Below are 17,475 nucleotides of genomic sequence, written 5' to 3'. Positions count from 1 at the left end.
CAGTCCGCGCGATAGGGCCGGAGCGAATGATCAAGAAATTGCGGATTTTCCTGGCGCTCGCTTATGTCGTCGTCTGTTCGCTGGTGCTGGTGCCGCTGCAGATGCTGTCGATGAAGACGGGGCTGTGGCCCGAAACGTTCATTCTCAAAATCTGGCACAGAATGATCCTGCGGGCGCTCGGCATGCGGGTGCATGTGAAGGGCGCGCTGGCCAGGGAACGTCCGCTGCTGGTGGCGGCCAACCACATTTCCTGGACCGACATCATGGTGCTCGGCTCCTTTGTCGATGTGAAATTCATCGCCCGGGCCGACATGGAGGGCTGGCCGCTGATCGGCATGCTGTCCAAGCTGCAGCGCACCGTCTACATCGAGCGCGAGCGCAAGCGCACTTCCGGCGACCAAGCAAGCCAGATTGCCAGGCGCATGGCCAAGGGCGATGCCATGGTGCTGTTCGCCGAAGGCTCGACCGGCGACGGCAACCTCGTGCTGCCGTTCAAGAGCACGCTGTTCGGCGCGGCCTCCATGGCGATTTCGGAAGGGGCGGCCGAACAGGTCTTCATCCAGCCCGTGGCGATCGCCTACACGCGACTGCACGGCATGCCCATGGGGCGCCGCCATCGGCCGATGACCGCCTGGATCGGCGACCAGGATCTGATGCCGCACCTGAAAACCTTGCTTGCCGAAGGGGCGATCGATGCCGAGGTGCATTTCGGCGAGCCGGTGCCGTTCTCCAAGGGTTCGAACCGTAAGGAGAGGGCAAGGCTGATGGAAGCCAAGGTGCGCGAGATGATGCAGGCCATCCTCGCCGACCCGGCCAAGAGCCGCTGATTGTTATGTCGCCCAAGGGCCTGTAGCGATTTTGGAACAAGGCGGCGCGACGCGCCGCGGGCAGAATCGTCTGTTTTTTGTCACGGAAAGGCGCTAGAAGCCGCCCGATGGAATTGAACATGATTGAAAGCCATGGCATCGGCACTGCGGCCGAGCACTCGGCCGGCACTGTCCGCGCGGCGAAAAAGGTCTTCGTCAAGACCTATGGCTGCCAGATGAACGTCTACGATTCCCAGCGCATGACCGATGCGCTGGTCGCCGACGGCTATGTCGCCACCGACGCCGTCGAAGACGCCGATCTGGTGCTGCTCAACACATGCCATATCCGCGAAAAGGCGGCGGAAAAGGTCTATTCCGAGCTTGGCCGCATCCGCGACATGAAAGCCGAACGCGCCGTGGCCGGCCGCGAGCTCTTGATCGGCGTCGCCGGCTGCGTGGCGCAGGCCGAAGGCGCCGAGATCATCCGCCGCGCCCCGGCGGTCGATCTGGTCATCGGCCCGCAGACCTATCACCGGCTGCCCGACGTGCTGGCGCGGGTCCGCGGCGGCGAAAAGATCGTCGAGACCGAATACGCCATCGAGGACAAGTTCGAGCATCTGCCGCAGCCCAGGCGCGCCGAATTGGCAAAGCGCGGCGTCACCGCCTTCCTGACGGTGCAGGAGGGGTGCGACAAGTTCTGCACCTTCTGCGTCGTGCCTTATACGCGCGGCTCCGAGGTTTCGCGCCCGGTGGCGCAGATCGTCGCCGAGGCCGAGCGCCTGGCCGAGGCCGGCGTGCGCGAGGTGACGCTGCTCGGCCAGAACGTCAACGCCTGGCACGGCGTCGGCGGAAATGGCGAGGAATGGGGTCTTGGCCGTCTGCTGTTCCGTCTGGCGGAAATCCCCGGCCTGGCGCGGCTGCGCTACACCACCAGCCATCCGCGCGACATGGACGACGAGCTGATCGCCGCGCATCGCGATCTGCCGGCGCTGATGCCCTATCTGCATCTGCCCGTGCAGTCCGGCTCGGATCGCATTCTCAAGGCGATGAACCGCCGGCATACGGCGCGCGACTATCTCGCGCTTATCGAGCGCATCCGCGCCGCCCGAACCGACATCGCCATGTCCGGCGACTTCATCGTCGGTTTCCCCGGCGAGACCGATGCCGACTTCGAAGCGACGCTGCAGTTGGTGCGCGAAGTGAACTATGCCTCGGCTTTCTCGTTCAAATATTCGCCTCGCCCCGGCACGCCGGGCGCTGAGATGAGCGACCACGTGGCCGAGGCGGTGAAGGACGAACGGCTGCAACGCCTTCAGGCGCTGCTCCTGAGGCAGCAGCAGGATTTCGGCTTGAGCCTGGTCGGCAAGACCATCGGCACGCTGATCGAGAAGCCTGGCCGACAGGCCGGCCAGAAAGTAGGCCGTTCACCGTGGCTGCAGCCGGTTATTGTTGACGACAAGGCCGGCGGAATCGGTGACATTATCGACGTACGAATCACAAGGACGGGCTACAACAGCCTGTTCGCCGAATTGGTCTGACGACCTCGGCAGATGAGGAGAGACGGTTGAGCGCTGCTGAACTGAAGAATCCGCCCCAGAACCAGGCGTCCGGGGCCTCCGACATGGCGCACATCGTACTGACCTTCGACAACAACAAGCTAGCCAGCGCCCTTTACGGCCAGTTCGATGAGAACCTCGCCAGGCTCGAGCAGAAGCTCGGCGTCGACATCCGCTCGCGCGGCAATCAGCTGACGATCAAGGGCTCGGCCGCCGCCGCCGAACAGGCGCGCCGCGCGCTGGACACCCTCTACGGCATCCTGCAGAAGGGCGTCGACATTGGCCAGTCGGATGTCGACGGCGCCGTACGCATGGCGATTGCCGCCGACGACCAGCTGACCCTGCCGACGATGGAGCGTAAGGGCAAGGTTTCGGCCGCCCAGATCGCGACACGAAAGAAGACGATCTATGCCCGCTCGCTCAACCAGGATGCCTATATGCGGGCGCTGGAACGCTCCGAAATGGTGTTCGGCATCGGTCCCGCCGGCACCGGCAAGACCTATCTGGCGGTGGCGCATGCGGCGATGCTGCTAGAACGCGGCATGGTCGAGCGCATCATCCTGTCGCGTCCGGCCGTCGAGGCCGGCGAGCGGCTGGGCTTCCTGCCCGGCGACATGAAGGAGAAGGTGGATCCGTATCTCAGGCCTCTCTACGACGCGCTCTACGACATGATGCCGGCCGACAAGGTCGAGCGGGCGATCGCGGCCGAAGTCATCGAGATCGCGCCCTTGGCCTTCATGCGCGGCCGCACGCTGGCGCATGCGGCGGTGATTCTCGACGAGGCGCAGAACACCACGCCGATGCAGATGAAGATGTTCCTGACCCGTCTCGGCGAGAACTCCCGCATGATAGTCACCGGCGATCCGACCCAGATCGACCTTCCGCCCAACACCAAGTCGGGTCTGGTCGAGGCGCTGCGCGTCCTCGACGGCGTGCCCGGCATCGTCACCGTCCGCTTCAACGAGGGCGATGTGGTGCGCCACCCGCTGGTCGCCGAGATCGTCAAGGCCTATGACCGCGACGGCAAGCTGGCGCGAGGCTTGGGCGCCGAAAGCTGACTATAGGCCCTATGGCTCAGAAGCCGGAATTTGGCGGCGAAGCGCCGGTCGATATCGATATTTTCGTCGAGGCAGGCGCTTGGCCCGCGGAAGCAGAACTGACGCGTCTCGTCGATCGCGCCGTTGCAGCCGCTTTTGCCGAAACCGACGCGGGCGGCGCCTCCGAGCTCAGCGTCGTCTTTTCCGACGATGCCCATATCCGGACGCTCAATGCCGAGTGGCGCGGCAAGGACAAGCCCACCAACGTCCTGTCTTTCCCGGCTTTTTCCTTTCCGAAAGGCGGCAAGCTGCCGCCGATGCTGGGCGACATCGTGCTGGCTTCCGAGACGGTGGCGCGCGAGGCCGCTCTGGAAGACAAGCCGATTGAAAACCATATCACCCATCTCGTTATCCATGGCCTGCTGCATCTTTTGGGCCATGATCACGAGACCGACGCCGAGGCGGAGGAGATGGAAGCGATCGAGCGCGCGGCGCTTGCGAGGCTTGCCATTCCCGATCCCTACGCGTAACAAAAAAGCTCAATTGACCCGATGGCGATGAACGACACACCAGAAACTGCCGCCCGTCCGGACGCCGGCAGTGCTGCCAAGCCTTCCGAAAAGACGGAAGAGGGCTCCAGTCCGAGTATTCCCGCCGGCAGCGCGGCCGCAGAGCCGACGCATGCCGGTCCTTCGCTCTTCGACCGCGTGCTCGGCCTGTTCCGGCACCGCAACGGCACCAGCCTGCGCGAAGAGATTGCCGGCGCGCTCGCGGAAACGGCGACCGATGCCGGCGCCTTCTCGCCCGGCGAACGCGCCATGCTCAACAACATCCTTCGCCTGCGCGAAGTCCGGGTCGAGGATGTCATGGTGCCGCGCGCCGATATCGAGGCGGTCGAGATCAACACGACGCTTGGCGATCTGCTCGGCCTGTTCGAGCAGTCCGGCCATTCGCGCATGCCGGTGTATTCCGAGACGCTGGACGATCCGCGTGGCATGGTCCACATCCGCGACGTGCTCGCCCACATCACCAAGCTCGCTCGCGTCAAGAAGGGCCGCAGCAGAGCGAAGACGCCGGCGTCGACCGCGCTCGACCTTGCCCAGGTCGACCTTGCGCGTACCATCGGCGATCTCAGCCTGATCCGCCCGGTGCTGTTCGTGCCACCCTCGATGCTTGCCTCCGACCTGATGGGGCGCATGCAGACGAACCGCACGCAGATGGCGCTGGTCATCGACGAGTATGGCGGCACCGACGGTCTCGCCTCGCTGGAGGATATCGTCGAGATGGTGGTCGGCGACATCGAGGACGAGCATGACGATGACGAGCCGATGGTCACGCAGACCGGCGACGGCGTCTTCGTCGTCGACGGCAAGGCCGAGATCGACGAGGTCGCCAAGATGATCGGCGAGGATTTCGCCGCCGGCGAGCATGGCGAATATGTCGACACGATCGGCGGCATGATTTTCAACACGCTCGGCCGCGTCCCGGCCAGGGGCGAAGTCGTGCAGGCCATTCCCGGCTTCGAGTTCCACGTGCTCGACGCCGACCCGCGCCGCGTCAAGCGCGTGCGCATCGTGCAGAGCCAGAAGGGCGAGCGCCAGCGCCGCCGCGCGGCCCGCACCGAACAGGCCTGATATCGCGGTCCGATGGCGATAGACGATCCGTTCAAGCACGCGGTTCTGGGTTCGGGTGTTTTCTACAAGGATCCACGCGCGGCATTGATCTGGCTGCAGGCGGCCTTCGGCTTCGAGCCGAGCATGCTGGTGAGCGATGCCGAGGGTCGGCTGGTGCATGCCGAAATGCGTTTTGGCGACGGCTATATCATCGTCGATTCCGAATGGGATGAGCATATCGCCAGCCCGGCCTCCGTCGGCGGCAAGAACACGCAGGCCGTCTATGTGCGCCTGCAGCAAGATATCGACGCGCATTGCGAGCAAGCGCGTGCGGCGGGCGCGCAGATCGTCGAGGAGCCCGCCGACCATTTCTACGGCGAGCGCCAATACCGCGCTCGTGACCTCGAAGGTCATGTCTGGACATTCACCCGCACCGTGCGCGTTGTCCCCAAGGACGAGGCTGAGCGACTGAGTGGCCTGCGCATCCAGGGCTGGCACCGCTGAGCTTTTGCAACCAAGCGGAACCGCTTGGCGTTGCGGAAATGCGGCTAAACAAAGGGCTATGGCGGGATTCCCGCGATAGCGCGACCGTGTGTCAGGCCGCGCTTATCTGGGTTTGGAACGCCGGGCCCAGCCTGTTAAACCTCTAGCTCCCTGATTCGCGCGACTTGGGAAGCTGGATGCAGCGCTTTGCCGGCCGGATAATTCTGCTGTGGGGGTGGCGGCGGGCGCTGGTGGCGTTTGCCGCCGGAGCGCTGGCGGTGCTTGCCCAGGCGCCTTACGATTTCTTCGCCGTCTGCTTCGTTTCGTTCCCGGTCCTCGTCTGGCTGCTCGACGGCGCCACCGGCGAGGCTTCCGATGGCTGGTTCCGGCGCCTGCGGCCGGCTTTCGCAACAGGTTGGTGGTTCGGCTTCGGCTACTTCCTCGCCGGTCTCTGGTGGATCGGCCAGGCCTTGCTGGTCGAGGCCGACAATTTCGCCTGGGCCTTGCCCTTCGCCGTCGTCGGCATCCCCTTCGCGCTGGCCTTCTTCTATGGCTTTGCCACCGTGGTGGCGCGGCTGTTCTGGAGCAGCGATATCGGCCGCATCGCCGCCCTTGCCTTCGGGTTCGGCCTTGCCGAATGGTTGCGCGACTTCCTCTTCACCGGCTTTCCCTGGAATGCCGTCGGCTATGCGGCGATGCCGGTGCCGCTTCTGATGCAGAGCGTTTCGGTGACCGGCATGATCGGCATGAACGCGCTCGCGGTCTTCCTGTTTTCGCTGCCGGCGCTGGTCGCGGCGCGCCGGCATCTGAGGCTGGGTGTTGCCCTGTTCGTCATCCTCGCCGCCGCCCATGTCGGCTTCGGCTATTTCAGGCTCGCCATGCCCGCCGAGCCGGCGACACGATCCATCGACGTCCGCATCGTCCAGCCCGCGGTCGACCTCAGCGAAAAATGGGACGCCTCGGTGCGCGACCGCATCTTCGCGACTTTGCTGGGAATATCGGGGAAAGCACCCGAAGAAAGTCACGCCAAGCCCCAGCTCATTCTGTGGCCGGAGACATCGGTGCCGTTTCTCTTCACCGAGCGTCCGGACGCGCTGACGGCACTGGGCGACATGCTGACCGACGGCCAGATGCTGATTGCCGGCGTCGTGCGCGAGGAGGGCGGTTCGGCGAATGCCGGCAGCCGCTATTACAATTCCGTGGTGGCGATCAACGACAAGGGCGAGATCGTCGATGCCGTCGACAAGGTGCATCTGGTGCCCTTCGGCGAATATCTGCCTTTCGCCGACCTGTTCGAACGCTTCGGCATAGGCCAACTCGTCGCCGGACCGATGAATTTCGCCGCCGGCAACGAGCGCCATCCAATCGCCGTGCCGGGCGGCCTGCGTGCCGCGCCGTTCATCTGCTACGAGGTTATCTTTCCCGATCTCGTCGCCGCCGACTCTGCGTCATCTGACGTAATCGTGAACGTCACCAACGACGCATGGTTTGGCGACACGCCAGGCCCGTATCAGCACTTCAGGCAGGCGCAGATTCGGGCAGTGGAGAATGGATTGCCGCTGCTGCGCGCGGCCAACAATGGCATCTCCGCAGTCGTCGATTCGCGCGGGCGCATTATCGACGCGCTTGCCGTCGACGCGCGCGGCGCCATCGACGCGCATGTGCCGGTTTCTGGGCGCGCCCTCCTGTCTGCGAAACAGCGGCGCATTAACGGATTGCTGATCATGTTGCTGTTAGCGCTGATTGCCCTCACATTGAATGTAAGGCAGCGGCTACGGGTGAATTGACAGTCGGCACATTAGAAACTCATACTGTAACGCCTAAAATTTTCTCGAAGTCGGTTGGAGGGTTCTGTTGGGGCAGGTGGCTCCGGCTTCATATGGGCGGAACAAAATAGAAAAAGCCGGAAAAATTCGGCGAGGAAAAAATGACAGAAGAGAACAAGAAGAAGCCGAATCCGATCGACATCCATGTCGGGAGTCGCATCCGGTTGCGTCGCAATATGCTTGGAATGAGCCAGGAAAAGCTGGGTGAAAATCTCGGCATCACTTTTCAGCAGATCCAGAAGTACGAAAAGGGCACGAACAGGGTTGGCGCCAGCCGTCTGCAGGCGATCGCCTCCATCCTGAGCGTTCCTGTCGCCTTCTTCTTCGAGGATGCCCCGGGCGAGGAGGCCGGCGGCGGCAATCGAGGATTTGCGGAAGACTCCTCGATGGCGTTCGCCATCGAATTCTGCGGCAGTCCCGAGGGGCTTCAGCTCAACCGGGCTTTCGTCAAGATCGGCGACGTCAAGGTGCGCCGCAGGATCATCGATCTGGTCAAGGCGCTTTCCGCGGAAGACGCCGATTGATTTTACCGATGCCACCGGCGGCGCTCTGCCGCCGGTGGCATAGCCGGCCTTACCGACATTCATGCCAGATCCGTCGCGCCGCTTGACGAGCGGCGCCCGGCACCGCTAACACGTGGCGCGCCAAAATCGGCAGCCTGCCGATCTTTTTTCAAGAGGGGACACCCGTGACGCGGCAGAATTATCTCTTCACCTCGGAATCCGTCTCCGAGGGTCATCCCGACAAAGTTTGTGACCGCATCTCGGACGAGATCGTCGATCTGGTCTATCGCGAAGCCAAGAAGACGGGCATGGATCCGTGGAAGGTGCGCGTCGCTTGCGAGACGCTGGCCACCACCAACCGCGTCGTCATCGCCGGCGAGGTCCGCGTCCCCGACACGCTTTTGAAGAAGGACAAGGCGGGCAACGTCCTCAAGGATGCGTCCGGCCACCCTGTGGTCAACCCGGCCAAGTTCAAGTCGGTTGCCCGCAAGGCGATCCGCGAGATCGGCTACGAGCAATCCGGCTTCCACTGGAAGACCGCCAAGATCGACGTGCTGCTGCATGGCCAGTCGCCCGACATCGGCCAGGGCGTCGACAATGCCGCCGACCGCCAGGGCGAGGAAGGCGCGGGCGACCAGGGCATCATGTTCGGCTACGCCTGCCGCGAGACGCCCGACCTCATGCCGGCGCCGATCTATTACAGCCACAAGATTCTCGAATTGCTGGCGGCGGCACGCCATGAAGGCAATGGCGAGGCCGGCAAGCTCGGCCCGGACGCCAAGAGCCAGGTCACCGTGCGCTATGCCGACGGCAAGGCGGCGGAAGTCACGCAGATCGTGCTCTCCACCCAGCATCTCGATACGAGCTGGGATTCCAAGAAGGTCCGCAAGGTGGTCGAGCCCTATATCCGCGAGGCGCTTGGCGACCTGAAGATCGCCGAGGACTGCAACTGGTACATCAACCCGACCGGCAAGTTCGTCATCGGCGGGCCTGACGGCGATGCCGGCCTCACCGGCCGCAAGATCATCGTCGACACCTATGGTGGCGCGGCGCCCCATGGCGGCGGCGCCTTCTCGGGCAAGGACACCACCAAGGTCGACCGCTCGGCCGCCTATGCGGCGCGCTACCTTGCCAAGAACGTGGTGGCGGCCAAGCTTGCCGACCGCTGCACCATCCAGCTCTCCTACGCCATCGGCGTCGCCCAGCCGCTGTCGGTCTATGTCGACCTGCACGGCACCGGAAAGGTGGACGAATCGAAGCTCGAGGATGCGCTGCGCAAGGTCATGGACCTGTCGCCGTCGGGCATCCGCCGTCATCTGGACCTCAACAAGCCGATCTATGCAAAAACCTCGTCCTACGGCCATTTCGGCCGCAAGGCCGGTCGCGACGGCTCCTTCTCCTGGGAAAAGACCGATCTCGCCAAGGCGCTCAAGGACGCCGTCGCCGCCTGACGCCAGCGGACGCAAAGGACAGGCCAAGCCGGGCGACCGAAGGCTTCTTCGGTCGCCGGCACGGCAAGACTATACGCCCTCAGCAGGCGATCGCCCTCGAAGGCGGCCTGCGCGAATACCGGGTCGACCTGACGGCGCAAGCGCCGGCTGATCTCAGGATCTTGTTCAAGGCACAGGTTTCGGCGCTCCAGCTGGAAATCGGCTTCGGCGGCGGTGAGCATCTGTTGCATCGCGCCGCGGAAGCGCCGGCAACCGGCTTCATCGGCGTCGAACCCTTCGTCAACGGCATGGCCAAGATGATGACGGCGCTTGGCAAGACGCCGCTTGCCAATCTGAGAGTCTATGACGACGACGCCACGCGCCTGCTCGACTGGCTGCCGGAAGCCTCGCTCGACGGCATCGATCTGCTCTATCCCGATCCATGGCCCAAGAAGAAGCATTGGAAGCGACGCTTCGTCGGCGCCGCCAATCTCGGCCGCTTCGCCCGGGTGCTGAAAGCCGGCGGCAGGTTCCGCTTCGCCTCCGACATCGACAGCTATGTGAACTGGACGCTGCTTGCCTGCCGCGCCAGTGGCACCTTTGAATGGCAGGTGCGGGATGCCGCCGATTGGCACCGGCCCTATGAAGGTTGGCCCGGCACGCGCTATGAGGCCAAGGCCATCCGCGAGGGGCGGCGGCCCGCCTATCTAACGTTCATCCGGAAGTTATCGGGCGATCTGTATTGCATATAGAGCTACAGATCGCTGCATTGCAGGCTGGAGACAGCTATGGCCGCCTCGGTTGAACGTAAGGAATACCCGATCTCGATGCGCCTGCCGGAAGCGGATGTGACGATGATCGATCGTGCCGCCACTCTGCGCGGCCGGTCCCGCACGGATTTCGTGCGCGATGCCGCCGTGCGCGGCCGAGGATGTGCTGATGGATAACCGTCTTGTCCGCAGGAGACCGGAAGGGTTCGCGGAGTTCATGGAGGTTCTGTCGGCCCCGGCCGCGCCGGTTCCCGACATGGTGGAATTGGCAAAGCGGTCTGCGCCTTGGAAAGCTGGTTATACGACGAAGCGCTGACCAGTGGCCTTATCGGCTCCCGAACCGCTTACGGCAGTTCACGACGTGTCCGGATTTTCCTGTGGGAAGCCTGCGCTTGATCACTGGCTGAAAACCCGCGCGCTTTCCAATCAGGAGAAGGGCTTCACAGCCGTTCTCGTCGTCCACGAAGCCGGCCGCGTGATTGGATATTACGGTTTGGCGCCGACGGCCGTCGTGCCTTCGATCCTGCCCCGGTCAGTCCGCACGGGCAACCGCCCGACCCGGTGCCGTGCCTGCTCCTCGGCCAGCTTGCGACCGATACCGGTTGGGCTGGGCGCGGCATCGGCACCGGCTTGGTAAAAGCATGCCCTTCAGCGCTGCGTTCAGGCGGCGGAACTGATCGGAGGGCGTGCGCTGATGATCAATGCAGTCGATGCGGAAGCGGCGCAGTTCTGGCAGCGCGGGGGATTTCTCCCGACGAGAGACGATCCGCTCATCTTATTTCGTTCGATCGCGGCAATCGCCGCGTCGCTGGTGGACGCCCACCGCCATTCAGCGAGATGTTGATGGTCGGGCTTCCGTTTATGAGGCTAGAAGTGGCCTATCCGATCGAAAGCGGCCGGATCGATGCCGAGCTTCTTCAGGGCGCTGCGGCGCGGCTTGCGCCCGGCCTCGACGGCTCGCGCGGCCGTTGCCGCGCTGCCGAATGTGTTGAAGAAATCGCCGATGACGAAAAACAATCCACGGTCCATATGATCAGCTTCACGCGCCACCGCGCGCGTCCTTTCTTTTGCACTGCAACCTAGATGGTGACGACAGTCGGTTCACAAAGGGCTGCATGGCCGCCATGCGCGGCGCGCAACGCAGGCAGTCCAGGCGGGTTCTTGACGAACCACTTTGGTTCCATCACATTCAGAGTGAACCAGAATGGAGACAGGATGATGAGTGCCTTTACCGTGCGGCTTCCTGATGAGACCGTGGCCAAGCTCGACCAATTGGCCGAAAAGGTGGATCGCTCCCGTTCCTACGTCGCTGCTCAAGCGATCGAAGACTATGTCGCCAGGGAAGAATGGCAGCTTGCCGAGATCGAGGCCGGCCTTGATGAAGCCGATCGAGGAGAATTTGCAAGTGAGAAGGATTTGGCCGGCGTCATAGCGAAATACGTCAAGTCCGAACGATGAAGCGGATCCGCTGGACCCAGCGCGCCGTGCGCCGTCTCGACCAGATTGGCGCTTTCATCGAAAAGGACAATCCAACAGCCGCGGCGAGGGTTGTTGCCCGCATCGTTTCCTCCGCGGACAATCTCGCCGAGCAACCCGCCATGGGGCGGGTCGGGCGGGTGAAAGGGACACGAGAGCTGGTCCTGGCTGACATGCCATACATAATTCCCTACCGCGTGGTCGGCGGCGAGATCGAGATACTCACCGTAATGCATGCGGCCCAGCGATGGCCGCGCCAGTTGTAGACACCGCCGCCAGCCTTTGCCTGCAGGCTTGAAACACAATTCGGGATCGTCTATATCAACCTCAAATTCTTGGTCGGTATGACGAAGAGTGGGTCCACCCGGTCCCGCTCTTTTTTATTACCTGCCGGCCGGAAGTGAAAAGCGACAGGGATCTGATGACTGCAGCGGCAAGCGAGGCCGACGACCGTATCATCCGCGAAAGCGGCATCGATGCGCGCATTGCGCTGATCGTGCAGCCGGTGCTCAAGGCCATCGGCTTCCGTCTCGTGCGGGTGCAACTGACCGGCCAGAACGGGCTGACGCTGCAGATCATGGCCGAACGCGAAGACGGCACCATGACCGTCGAGGATTGCGAAGAGGTCAGCCGCGCCGTGTCGCCGGCGCTCGATGTCGATGATCCGATCGAAAAAGCGTATCATCTCGAAGTTTCGTCGCCAGGCATCGACCGGCCGCTGGTGCGCAAGTCGGATTTCACCGCCTGGACCGGCCATCTGGTCAAGCTGGAGACATCGGTTCTTGTCAGCGATCGCAAGCGCTTCAAGGGCAAGATCGCCGAGGCGGATGCCGACGGCATCCTGATCGAGCGCGACAAGGCGGCCTATGGCGAAGAGCCGACGGTGCGCGTGCCTTACGACGCGATCGCAGAGGCCCGGCTGGTGCTGACCGACGATCTCATCCGCGATGCCCTGTCGAAGGACAACCGGGCGCGCAAGGAAGCCAGGAAGCGCCGTGGCGAAGCGGAAGACGCCGCCGCCGGCGAGGAAAATGAAACCGAACAGGAAAGTTGATTGAGTAGCCGGGCTGCATGCCCGGCGCGAAATCGGGAGAAAGACAATGGTTGTAAGCGCCAACAGGCTTGAACTGCTGCAGATCGCCGATGCGGTCGCGCGTGAAAAGTCGATCGACAAGCAGATCGTCATCGCCGCCATGGCCGATGCGATCCAGAAGGCGGCGCGCTCTCGTTACGGCCAGGAGACCAATATCCGCGCCGACATCAACCCGAACACCGGCGAGATGAAGCTGCAGCGGCTGATGGAAGTGGTCGAGGCGGTCGAGGACTACGCGACGCAGATCGCGCTTTCCACGGCCCGCGAGCGCAATCCCGATGCCCAGGTCGGCGACTTCATCGCCGAGCAGCTGCCGCCGATGGATTTCGGCCGCATCGCCGCCCAGTCGGCCAAGCAGGTCATCGTGCAGAAGGTGCGTGAGGCCGAGCGCGATCGCCAGTATGACGAATACAAGGATCGCATCGGCGAGATCGTCAACGGCACCGTCAAGCGCGTCGAGTACGGCAATGTCATCGTCGATCTCGGCCGGGGCGAGGCAATCATCCGCCGCGACGAGCTGATCCCGCGCGAGAACTACAAATATGGCGACCGCGTGCGCGCCTATGTCTATGACGTGCGCCGCGAGCAGCGCGGGCCGCAGATCTTCCTGTCGCGCACGCATCCGCAGTTCATGGCCAAGCTCTTCACCATGGAAGTGCCGGAAATCTACGACGGCATCATCGAGATCAAGTCGGTCGCCCGCGATCCGGGCTCGCGCGCCAAGATCGCCGTCATCTCGCGCGACAGCTCGATCGATCCGGTCGGCGCCTGCGTCGGTATGCGCGGCAGCCGCGTCCAGGCGGTGGTCGGCGAATTGCAGGGCGAGAAGATCGACATCATTCCGTGGTCGCCATCGGCCGCGTCCTTCATCGTCAACGCGCTGCAGCCGGCCGAGGTCGCCAAGGTGGTGCTCGACGAGGATGCCGAGCGCATCGAGGTGGTGGTGCCGGACGATCAATTGTCGCTGGCCATCGGCCGTCGCGGCCAGAACGTGCGGCTTGCCTCGCAGCTGACCGGCTGGGATATCGACATCCTGACCGAGCAGGAAGAGAGCGAGCGTCGCCAGAAGGAATTCGTCGAGCGTTCCGCACTCTTCATGGAAGCTCTCGACGTCGACGAGATGGTCGGCCAGGTGCTCGCCTCCGAAGGTTTCACCAGCGTCGAGGAAGTCGCTTATGTCGACTCGGGCGAAATCGCCTCGATCGACGGCTTCGACGAGGACACCGCTTCGGAAATCCAGACCCGCGCCCGCGAATATCTGGAAAAGATCGAGGCCGAGCACGACGAAAAGCGCAAGGCGCTGGGCGTCCAGGACGAGCTGCGCGAGATCCCCGGCGTCACCACCGCCATGATGGTGACGCTCGGCGAGGACGGCGTGAAGACGATCGAGGACTTCGCCGGCTATGCCGCCGACGATCTGACCGGCTGGAAAGAGCGCAAGGACGGTGAGACCAAGGTCTATCCGGGCGTGCTTGCCAGCCACGGTGTCTCGCGCGCCGATGCCGAGCAGATGGTGCTCGCCGCCCGCAAGCAGGCCGGCTGGATCACCGAAGACGAGCTTGCAGCCGAACAAGTCGCGGCTGACGAAGCCGTTGGTGCGTGAGGTGAACCCGCATCGCACACAACCCGCCCCAGGACGAGATGAACGATCGCACTTGCATCGTTACGCGCAGGCAGGCCGAACCGGATGAACTGATCCGTTTCGTCGTCGGCCCGGATTCGGCCGTCGTTCCGGATATCAAGAGAAACCTGCCCGGCCGTGGTTGTTGGGTGAGCGCTGACCGCCTACATATCGAGAAGGCAGCGGCGAAGAACCTGTTTGCCCGCGCCTTCAAGGCGCAGGTGATCGTGCCGACCGATCTTGGCGGCATGGTTGACGGGCTGCTCTCCAGATCCGCTCTGGGTATGCTTGGCCTTGCCCGCAAGGCTGGCGCTGTCGTTCTTGGCGCCGCCAAGGTCGAGGGTGCGGTGCGCGACGGCCAAGCGCTTCTGGTACTGCATGCGACCGAGGCTTCGGACGACGGTGTCCGCAAGATCAGTCAGGCACGGCGGGCAACCGTCCATCTCGGCGGCCCGGCCATCCTTGCCTACAAACTTTTCCCTGAAGCCGAGTTGAGCTTGGCATTGGGGGGTACAAATGTGATACATGCTGCCGTCCTCGCGCAGGACGCGGGACAGGCGGTTGAGAAGCGCGTTGTTGCGCTCGACCGATATCGGGGCGGTACCCCGAACGATCTGGCAATGCTTGCGGCCGTTGCTGACGAAGATGATGCCGCAGAGGATATGGAATGAACGATACGAAATCGGGCGACGACAAGACGTTGAGCGTTACGCCGAAGAAGACCTTGACGCTGAAGCGCCCCGGCCTCGAGCAGGGCACCGTGCGCCAGAATTTCTCGCATGGCCGCACCAAGTCGGTCGTGGTCGAGACCAAGAAGCGCAAGTTCTCGCTGCCCGGCGACAAGCCGGAGCCGGTGGCTGCGTCCGTCTTCACGCCGAAGCCCGCCCCTGCCCCTGTTGCCGCCGCCCCTGTCGTGCAGGAAGCACCGAAGGCGCCGCCTCCGCCGCCGGAGCGTTCCGGCATGGTTCTGAACGAACTCTCGCGCGGCGAGATGGAAGCGCGTCGCAAGGCGCTGGAAGGTTCCAAGGTCCGCGAGGCCGAGGATCGCCAGCGCGCTCAGGAAGATGCCAAGCGCCGCACCGAGGAAGAAGAACGCCGCAAGCGCGAGCGTGACGAATCCGCGCGCCGTCAGGCCGAGGAGGAGGCACGCCTGCAGACTGAGGCCGAGGCCCGCCGGCGCGCCGAGGAAGAGGCTCGCCGCCGCGCGCCGCTGGCGGCGGATGTCGTCACGGCTGACGACGAGGAAGAGGCCAAGCCGAGGCGTACCGGCGCCGGCGCCGGGGCGAGTGCGCCGCCGCGCCGTCTTGCGACGCCGGAAGTGGCGCGGCCGGCCAAGCCGACAAAGGGCGAGGAAGATCGCCGCCGTGGCAAGCTGACGCTGAACTCGGCGCTGTCCGATGACGACGCGCGCGCCCGCTCGCTGTCGTCGATGCGTCGCCGCCAGGAAAAATTCAAACGCGCGATGCATAACGAGCCGCGCGAGAAAGTCATGCGCGAAGTGATCCTGCCCGAAACCATTACCATCCAGGAATTGGCGCAGCGCATGTCCGAGCGCGCCGTGGACGTGGTCAAGTTCTTCATGAAGCAGGGCCAGATCCTCAAGCCGGGCGACGTCATCGACGCCGACACGGCCGAACTGGTCGCCTCCGAATTCGGCCACACGGTCCGCCGCGTCGCCGAGTCCGACATCGAGGAAGGCCTGTTCAACATCGCCGACCGCCCGGAAGACCTGGTGTCGCGTCCGCCGGTCGTGACCATCATGGGCCATGTCGACCACGGCAAGACCTCGCTGCTCGACGCGATCCGTAACGCCAATGTCGTCTCCGGCGAGGCCGGCGGCATCACCCAGCATATCGGTGCCTACCAGATCGAGAAGAACGGTCAGAAGATCACCTTCATCGACACGCCCGGCCACGCCGCCTTTACAGCGATGCGGGCCCGCGGCGCGCAGGTCACCGACATCGCCGTGCTGGTGGTGGCGGCCGACGACAGCGTGATGCCGCAGACGATCGAATCGATCAATCACGCCAAGGCGGCCGGCGTGCCGATCATCGTGGCGATCAACAAGATCGACAAGCATGACGCCGACCCGCAGAAGGTGCGGACCGAACTGCTGCGCCACGAAGTGTTCGTGGAATCGATGGGCGGCGAGGTGTTGGACGTCGAGGTTTCGGCGACCAAGGGCACCAATCTCGACAAGCTGCTGGAAGCGATCCTGCTGCAGGCCGAAGTGCTCGACCTCAAGGCCAACCCCGACCGCACCGCCGAAGGCGCCGTCATCGAGGCGCAGCTGGACAAGGGACGCGGGCCTGTCGCCACCGTGCTGGTGCAGACCGGCACGCTGATGCCGGGCGACATCATCGTCGCCGGCAACGAGTGGGGCCGTGTGCGCGCGCTCGTCAACGATCGCGGCGAGCACGTTCCGGAAGCGCCGCCGGCAATGCCGGTCGAGGTGCTTGGCCTCCAGGGCACGCCGCAGGCGGGCGACCGCTTCGCCGTCGTCAACAACGAGGCGCGCGCCCGTGAGATCACCGAATACCGCCAGCGCCTGGCGCGCGACAAGGCGGTGGCCAGGCATGCCGGCCAGCGCGGCTCGCTCGAGCAGATGATGTCGCAGCTGCAGACGAGCGGATTGAAGGAATTCCCGCTGGTCATCAAGGGCGACGTGCAGGGTTCGATCGAGGCGATCAATGCCGCACTTGAAAAGCTCGGCAATGACGAGGTGCGCGCGCGCATCGTCCATGCCGGTGCCGGCGGCATCACCGAAAGCGACGTCTCGCTCGCCGAGACGTCCGGAGCGGCGATCATCGGCTTCAATGTCCGCGCCAATGCGCAGGCGCGTGCGGCCGCAGTCGCGGCCGGCATCGAGATCCGCTACTACTCGATCATCTACAACCTCGTCGATGACGTGAAGGCAGCGCTTTCCGGTATGCTTTCGCCGGAGCGTCGCGAGACCTTCATCGGCAATGCCGAGATCCTCGAGATCTTCGACATCTCCAAGGTCGGCAAGATCGCCGGCTGCCGTGTCACCGAAGGCAAGGTCGAGCGTGGCGCGGGTGTTCGCCTGATCCGCGACAACGTCGTTATCCACGAAGGCACGCTGAAGACGCTGAAGCGCTTCAAGGACGAGGTTTCGGAAGTGCCGGGCGGCCAGGAGTGCGGCATGGCCTTCCAGAACTACGAGGACATGCGTGTCGGCGACGTCATCGAGTGCTTCCGCATCGAGATGGTGACGCGCACACTGTAAGGCGCATTCATCCC

17 protein-coding genes and 2 pseudogenes are annotated in these 17,475 nt (G+C 64.0%); all 19 read left to right on the top strand.

Annotated features, from left to right (window positions below):
• Window positions 1-26: 26 nt before the first annotated feature.
• The 19 genes and pseudogenes from FJ418_RS04470 (at window position 27) to infB (ending at window position 17,461) form a co-directional block, all read left to right on the top strand.
• Window positions 27-827, top strand: coding sequence for a lysophospholipid acyltransferase family protein (locus tag FJ418_RS04470; RefSeq protein ID WP_140863834.1), 801 nt, complete (start codon window positions 27-29; stop codon window positions 825-827).
• A 107-nt stretch (window positions 828-934) separates the two neighbouring features.
• Entirely contained in the window at window positions 935-2,344 is a 1,410-nt protein-coding gene (gene miaB, locus FJ418_RS04465; protein WP_140863832.1) for a tRNA (N6-isopentenyl adenosine(37)-C2)-methylthiotransferase MiaB, read from the top strand.
• An 83-nt stretch (window positions 2,345-2,427) separates the two neighbouring features.
• Complete coding sequence (locus FJ418_RS04460; protein ID WP_226892268.1) at window positions 2,428-3,420, top strand: PhoH family protein; 993 nt, start codon at window positions 2,428-2,430, stop codon at window positions 3,418-3,420.
• A gap of 11 nt (window positions 3,421-3,431) precedes the next feature.
• On the top strand, window positions 3,432-3,929 hold the full coding sequence (gene ybeY / locus FJ418_RS04455) for an rRNA maturation RNase YbeY (protein WP_140656201.1): 498 nt from the start codon (window positions 3,432-3,434) through the stop codon (window positions 3,927-3,929).
• 27 nt (window positions 3,930-3,956) lie between these two features.
• On the top strand, window positions 3,957-5,033 hold the full coding sequence (locus tag FJ418_RS04450) for a hemolysin family protein (RefSeq protein WP_140656203.1): 1,077 nt from the start codon (window positions 3,957-3,959) through the stop codon (window positions 5,031-5,033).
• Between the two features lie 12 nt (window positions 5,034-5,045).
• Window positions 5,046-5,516 (top strand): VOC family protein, encoded by a 471-nt coding sequence (locus tag FJ418_RS04445; RefSeq protein WP_140656206.1) that lies wholly within the window; start codon window positions 5,046-5,048, stop codon window positions 5,514-5,516.
• A gap of 176 nt (window positions 5,517-5,692) precedes the next feature.
• Entirely contained in the window at window positions 5,693-7,282 is a 1,590-nt protein-coding gene (gene lnt / locus FJ418_RS04440; RefSeq protein ID WP_140863831.1) for an apolipoprotein N-acyltransferase, read from the top strand.
• Between the two features lie 140 nt (window positions 7,283-7,422).
• Window positions 7,423-7,845 carry a helix-turn-helix transcriptional regulator gene (locus FJ418_RS04435; protein WP_140645345.1) on the top strand — a complete coding sequence of 141 codons (423 nt, stop codon included), beginning with the start codon at window positions 7,423-7,425 and terminating at the stop codon, window positions 7,843-7,845.
• Window positions 7,846-8,009: 164 nt separating this feature from the next.
• Window positions 8,010-9,275, top strand: coding sequence for a methionine adenosyltransferase (gene metK / locus FJ418_RS04430; protein ID WP_140645344.1), 1,266 nt, complete (start codon window positions 8,010-8,012; stop codon window positions 9,273-9,275).
• Window positions 9,272-10,006: a tRNA (guanine(46)-N(7))-methyltransferase TrmB gene (locus tag FJ418_RS04425; RefSeq protein ID WP_140863829.1), complete on the top strand. Its 735-nt coding sequence runs from the start codon at window positions 9,272-9,274 to the stop codon at window positions 10,004-10,006. The genes metK and FJ418_RS04425 overlap by 4 nt, the downstream gene beginning before the upstream one ends.
• A 36-nt stretch (window positions 10,007-10,042) precedes the next feature.
• Window positions 10,043-10,340, top strand: a pseudogene (locus FJ418_RS32170) (DUF1778 domain-containing protein).
• 3 nt (window positions 10,341-10,343) lie between these two features.
• Window positions 10,344-10,868 (top strand): annotated as a pseudogene (locus FJ418_RS04415) (GNAT family N-acetyltransferase).
• A gap of 29 nt (window positions 10,869-10,897) precedes the next feature.
• The gene (locus FJ418_RS31800; protein ID WP_181166833.1) at window positions 10,898-11,107 is read left to right on the top strand and encodes a hypothetical protein; all 210 of its coding nucleotides are present in this window, start codon (window positions 10,898-10,900) and stop codon (window positions 11,105-11,107) included.
• Window positions 11,108-11,239: 132 nt separating this feature from the next.
• Window positions 11,240-11,482: a CopG family ribbon-helix-helix protein gene (locus FJ418_RS04405; RefSeq protein WP_176476948.1), complete on the top strand. Its 243-nt coding sequence runs from the start codon at window positions 11,240-11,242 to the stop codon at window positions 11,480-11,482.
• On the top strand, window positions 11,479-11,766 hold the full coding sequence (locus FJ418_RS04400; RefSeq protein WP_140656224.1) for a type II toxin-antitoxin system RelE/ParE family toxin: 288 nt from the start codon (window positions 11,479-11,481) through the stop codon (window positions 11,764-11,766). The genes FJ418_RS04405 and FJ418_RS04400 overlap by 4 nt, the downstream gene beginning before the upstream one ends.
• A gap of 155 nt (window positions 11,767-11,921) precedes the next feature.
• Window positions 11,922-12,554, top strand: coding sequence for a ribosome maturation factor RimP (gene rimP, locus FJ418_RS04395; RefSeq protein WP_140702753.1), 633 nt, complete (start codon window positions 11,922-11,924; stop codon window positions 12,552-12,554).
• A 46-nt stretch (window positions 12,555-12,600) separates the two neighbouring features.
• On the top strand, window positions 12,601-14,196 hold the full coding sequence (gene nusA / locus FJ418_RS04390; RefSeq protein ID WP_140645339.1) for a transcription termination factor NusA: 1,596 nt from the start codon (window positions 12,601-12,603) through the stop codon (window positions 14,194-14,196).
• 38 nt (window positions 14,197-14,234) lie between these two features.
• Window positions 14,235-14,885, top strand: a complete 651-nt coding sequence (locus FJ418_RS04385) for an RNA-binding protein (protein ID WP_140702755.1) — start codon at window positions 14,235-14,237, stop codon at window positions 14,883-14,885.
• Window positions 14,882-17,461 (top strand): translation initiation factor IF-2, encoded by a 2,580-nt coding sequence (gene infB / locus FJ418_RS04380; protein WP_140702757.1) that lies wholly within the window; start codon window positions 14,882-14,884, stop codon window positions 17,459-17,461. The genes FJ418_RS04385 and infB overlap by 4 nt, the downstream gene beginning before the upstream one ends.
• The last annotated feature ends 14 nt before the right edge of the window (window positions 17,462-17,475 follow it).

The sequence above is a fragment of the Mesorhizobium sp. B2-8-3 genome, assembly GCF_006440815.1.
Lineage (GTDB): Bacteria > Pseudomonadota > Alphaproteobacteria > Rhizobiales > Rhizobiaceae > Mesorhizobium.
The sequence above is the reverse complement of the archived record's forward strand: the minus strand, read 5'-3'. Positions and strand labels throughout refer to the sequence as shown.

Bases quoted from the DNA above. Each gene is read 5' to 3' on its own strand.
- FJ418_RS04470 (WP_140863834.1), top strand. From the start codon at position 27: ATGATCAAGAAATTGCGGATTTTCCTGGCGCTCGCTTATGTCGTCGTC.
- rimP (WP_140702753.1), top strand. From the start codon at position 11,922: ATGACTGCAGCGGCAAGCGAGGCCGACGACCGTATCATCCGCGAAAGC.
- infB (WP_140702757.1), top strand. From the start codon at position 14,882: ATGAACGATACGAAATCGGGCGACGACAAGACGTTGAGCGTTACGCCG.
- FJ418_RS04450 (WP_140656203.1), top strand. From the start codon at position 3,957: ATGAACGACACACCAGAAACTGCCGCCCGTCCGGACGCCGGCAGTGCT.
- lnt (WP_140863831.1), top strand. From the start codon at position 5,693: ATGCAGCGCTTTGCCGGCCGGATAATTCTGCTGTGGGGGTGGCGGCGG.
- FJ418_RS04460 (WP_226892268.1), top strand. From the start codon at position 2,428: ATGGCGCACATCGTACTGACCTTCGACAACAACAAGCTAGCCAGCGCC.
- FJ418_RS04405 (WP_176476948.1), top strand. From the start codon at position 11,240: ATGATGAGTGCCTTTACCGTGCGGCTTCCTGATGAGACCGTGGCCAAG.
- nusA (WP_140645339.1), top strand. From the start codon at position 12,601: ATGGTTGTAAGCGCCAACAGGCTTGAACTGCTGCAGATCGCCGATGCG.
- FJ418_RS04400 (WP_140656224.1), top strand. From the start codon at position 11,479: ATGAAGCGGATCCGCTGGACCCAGCGCGCCGTGCGCCGTCTCGACCAG.
- FJ418_RS04435 (WP_140645345.1), top strand. From the start codon at position 7,423: ATGACAGAAGAGAACAAGAAGAAGCCGAATCCGATCGACATCCATGTC.
- ybeY (WP_140656201.1), top strand. From the start codon at position 3,432: ATGGCTCAGAAGCCGGAATTTGGCGGCGAAGCGCCGGTCGATATCGAT.
- FJ418_RS04445 (WP_140656206.1), top strand. From the start codon at position 5,046: ATGGCGATAGACGATCCGTTCAAGCACGCGGTTCTGGGTTCGGGTGTT.
- FJ418_RS04385 (WP_140702755.1), top strand. From the start codon at position 14,235: ATGAACGATCGCACTTGCATCGTTACGCGCAGGCAGGCCGAACCGGAT.
- miaB (WP_140863832.1), top strand. From the start codon at position 935: ATGGAATTGAACATGATTGAAAGCCATGGCATCGGCACTGCGGCCGAG.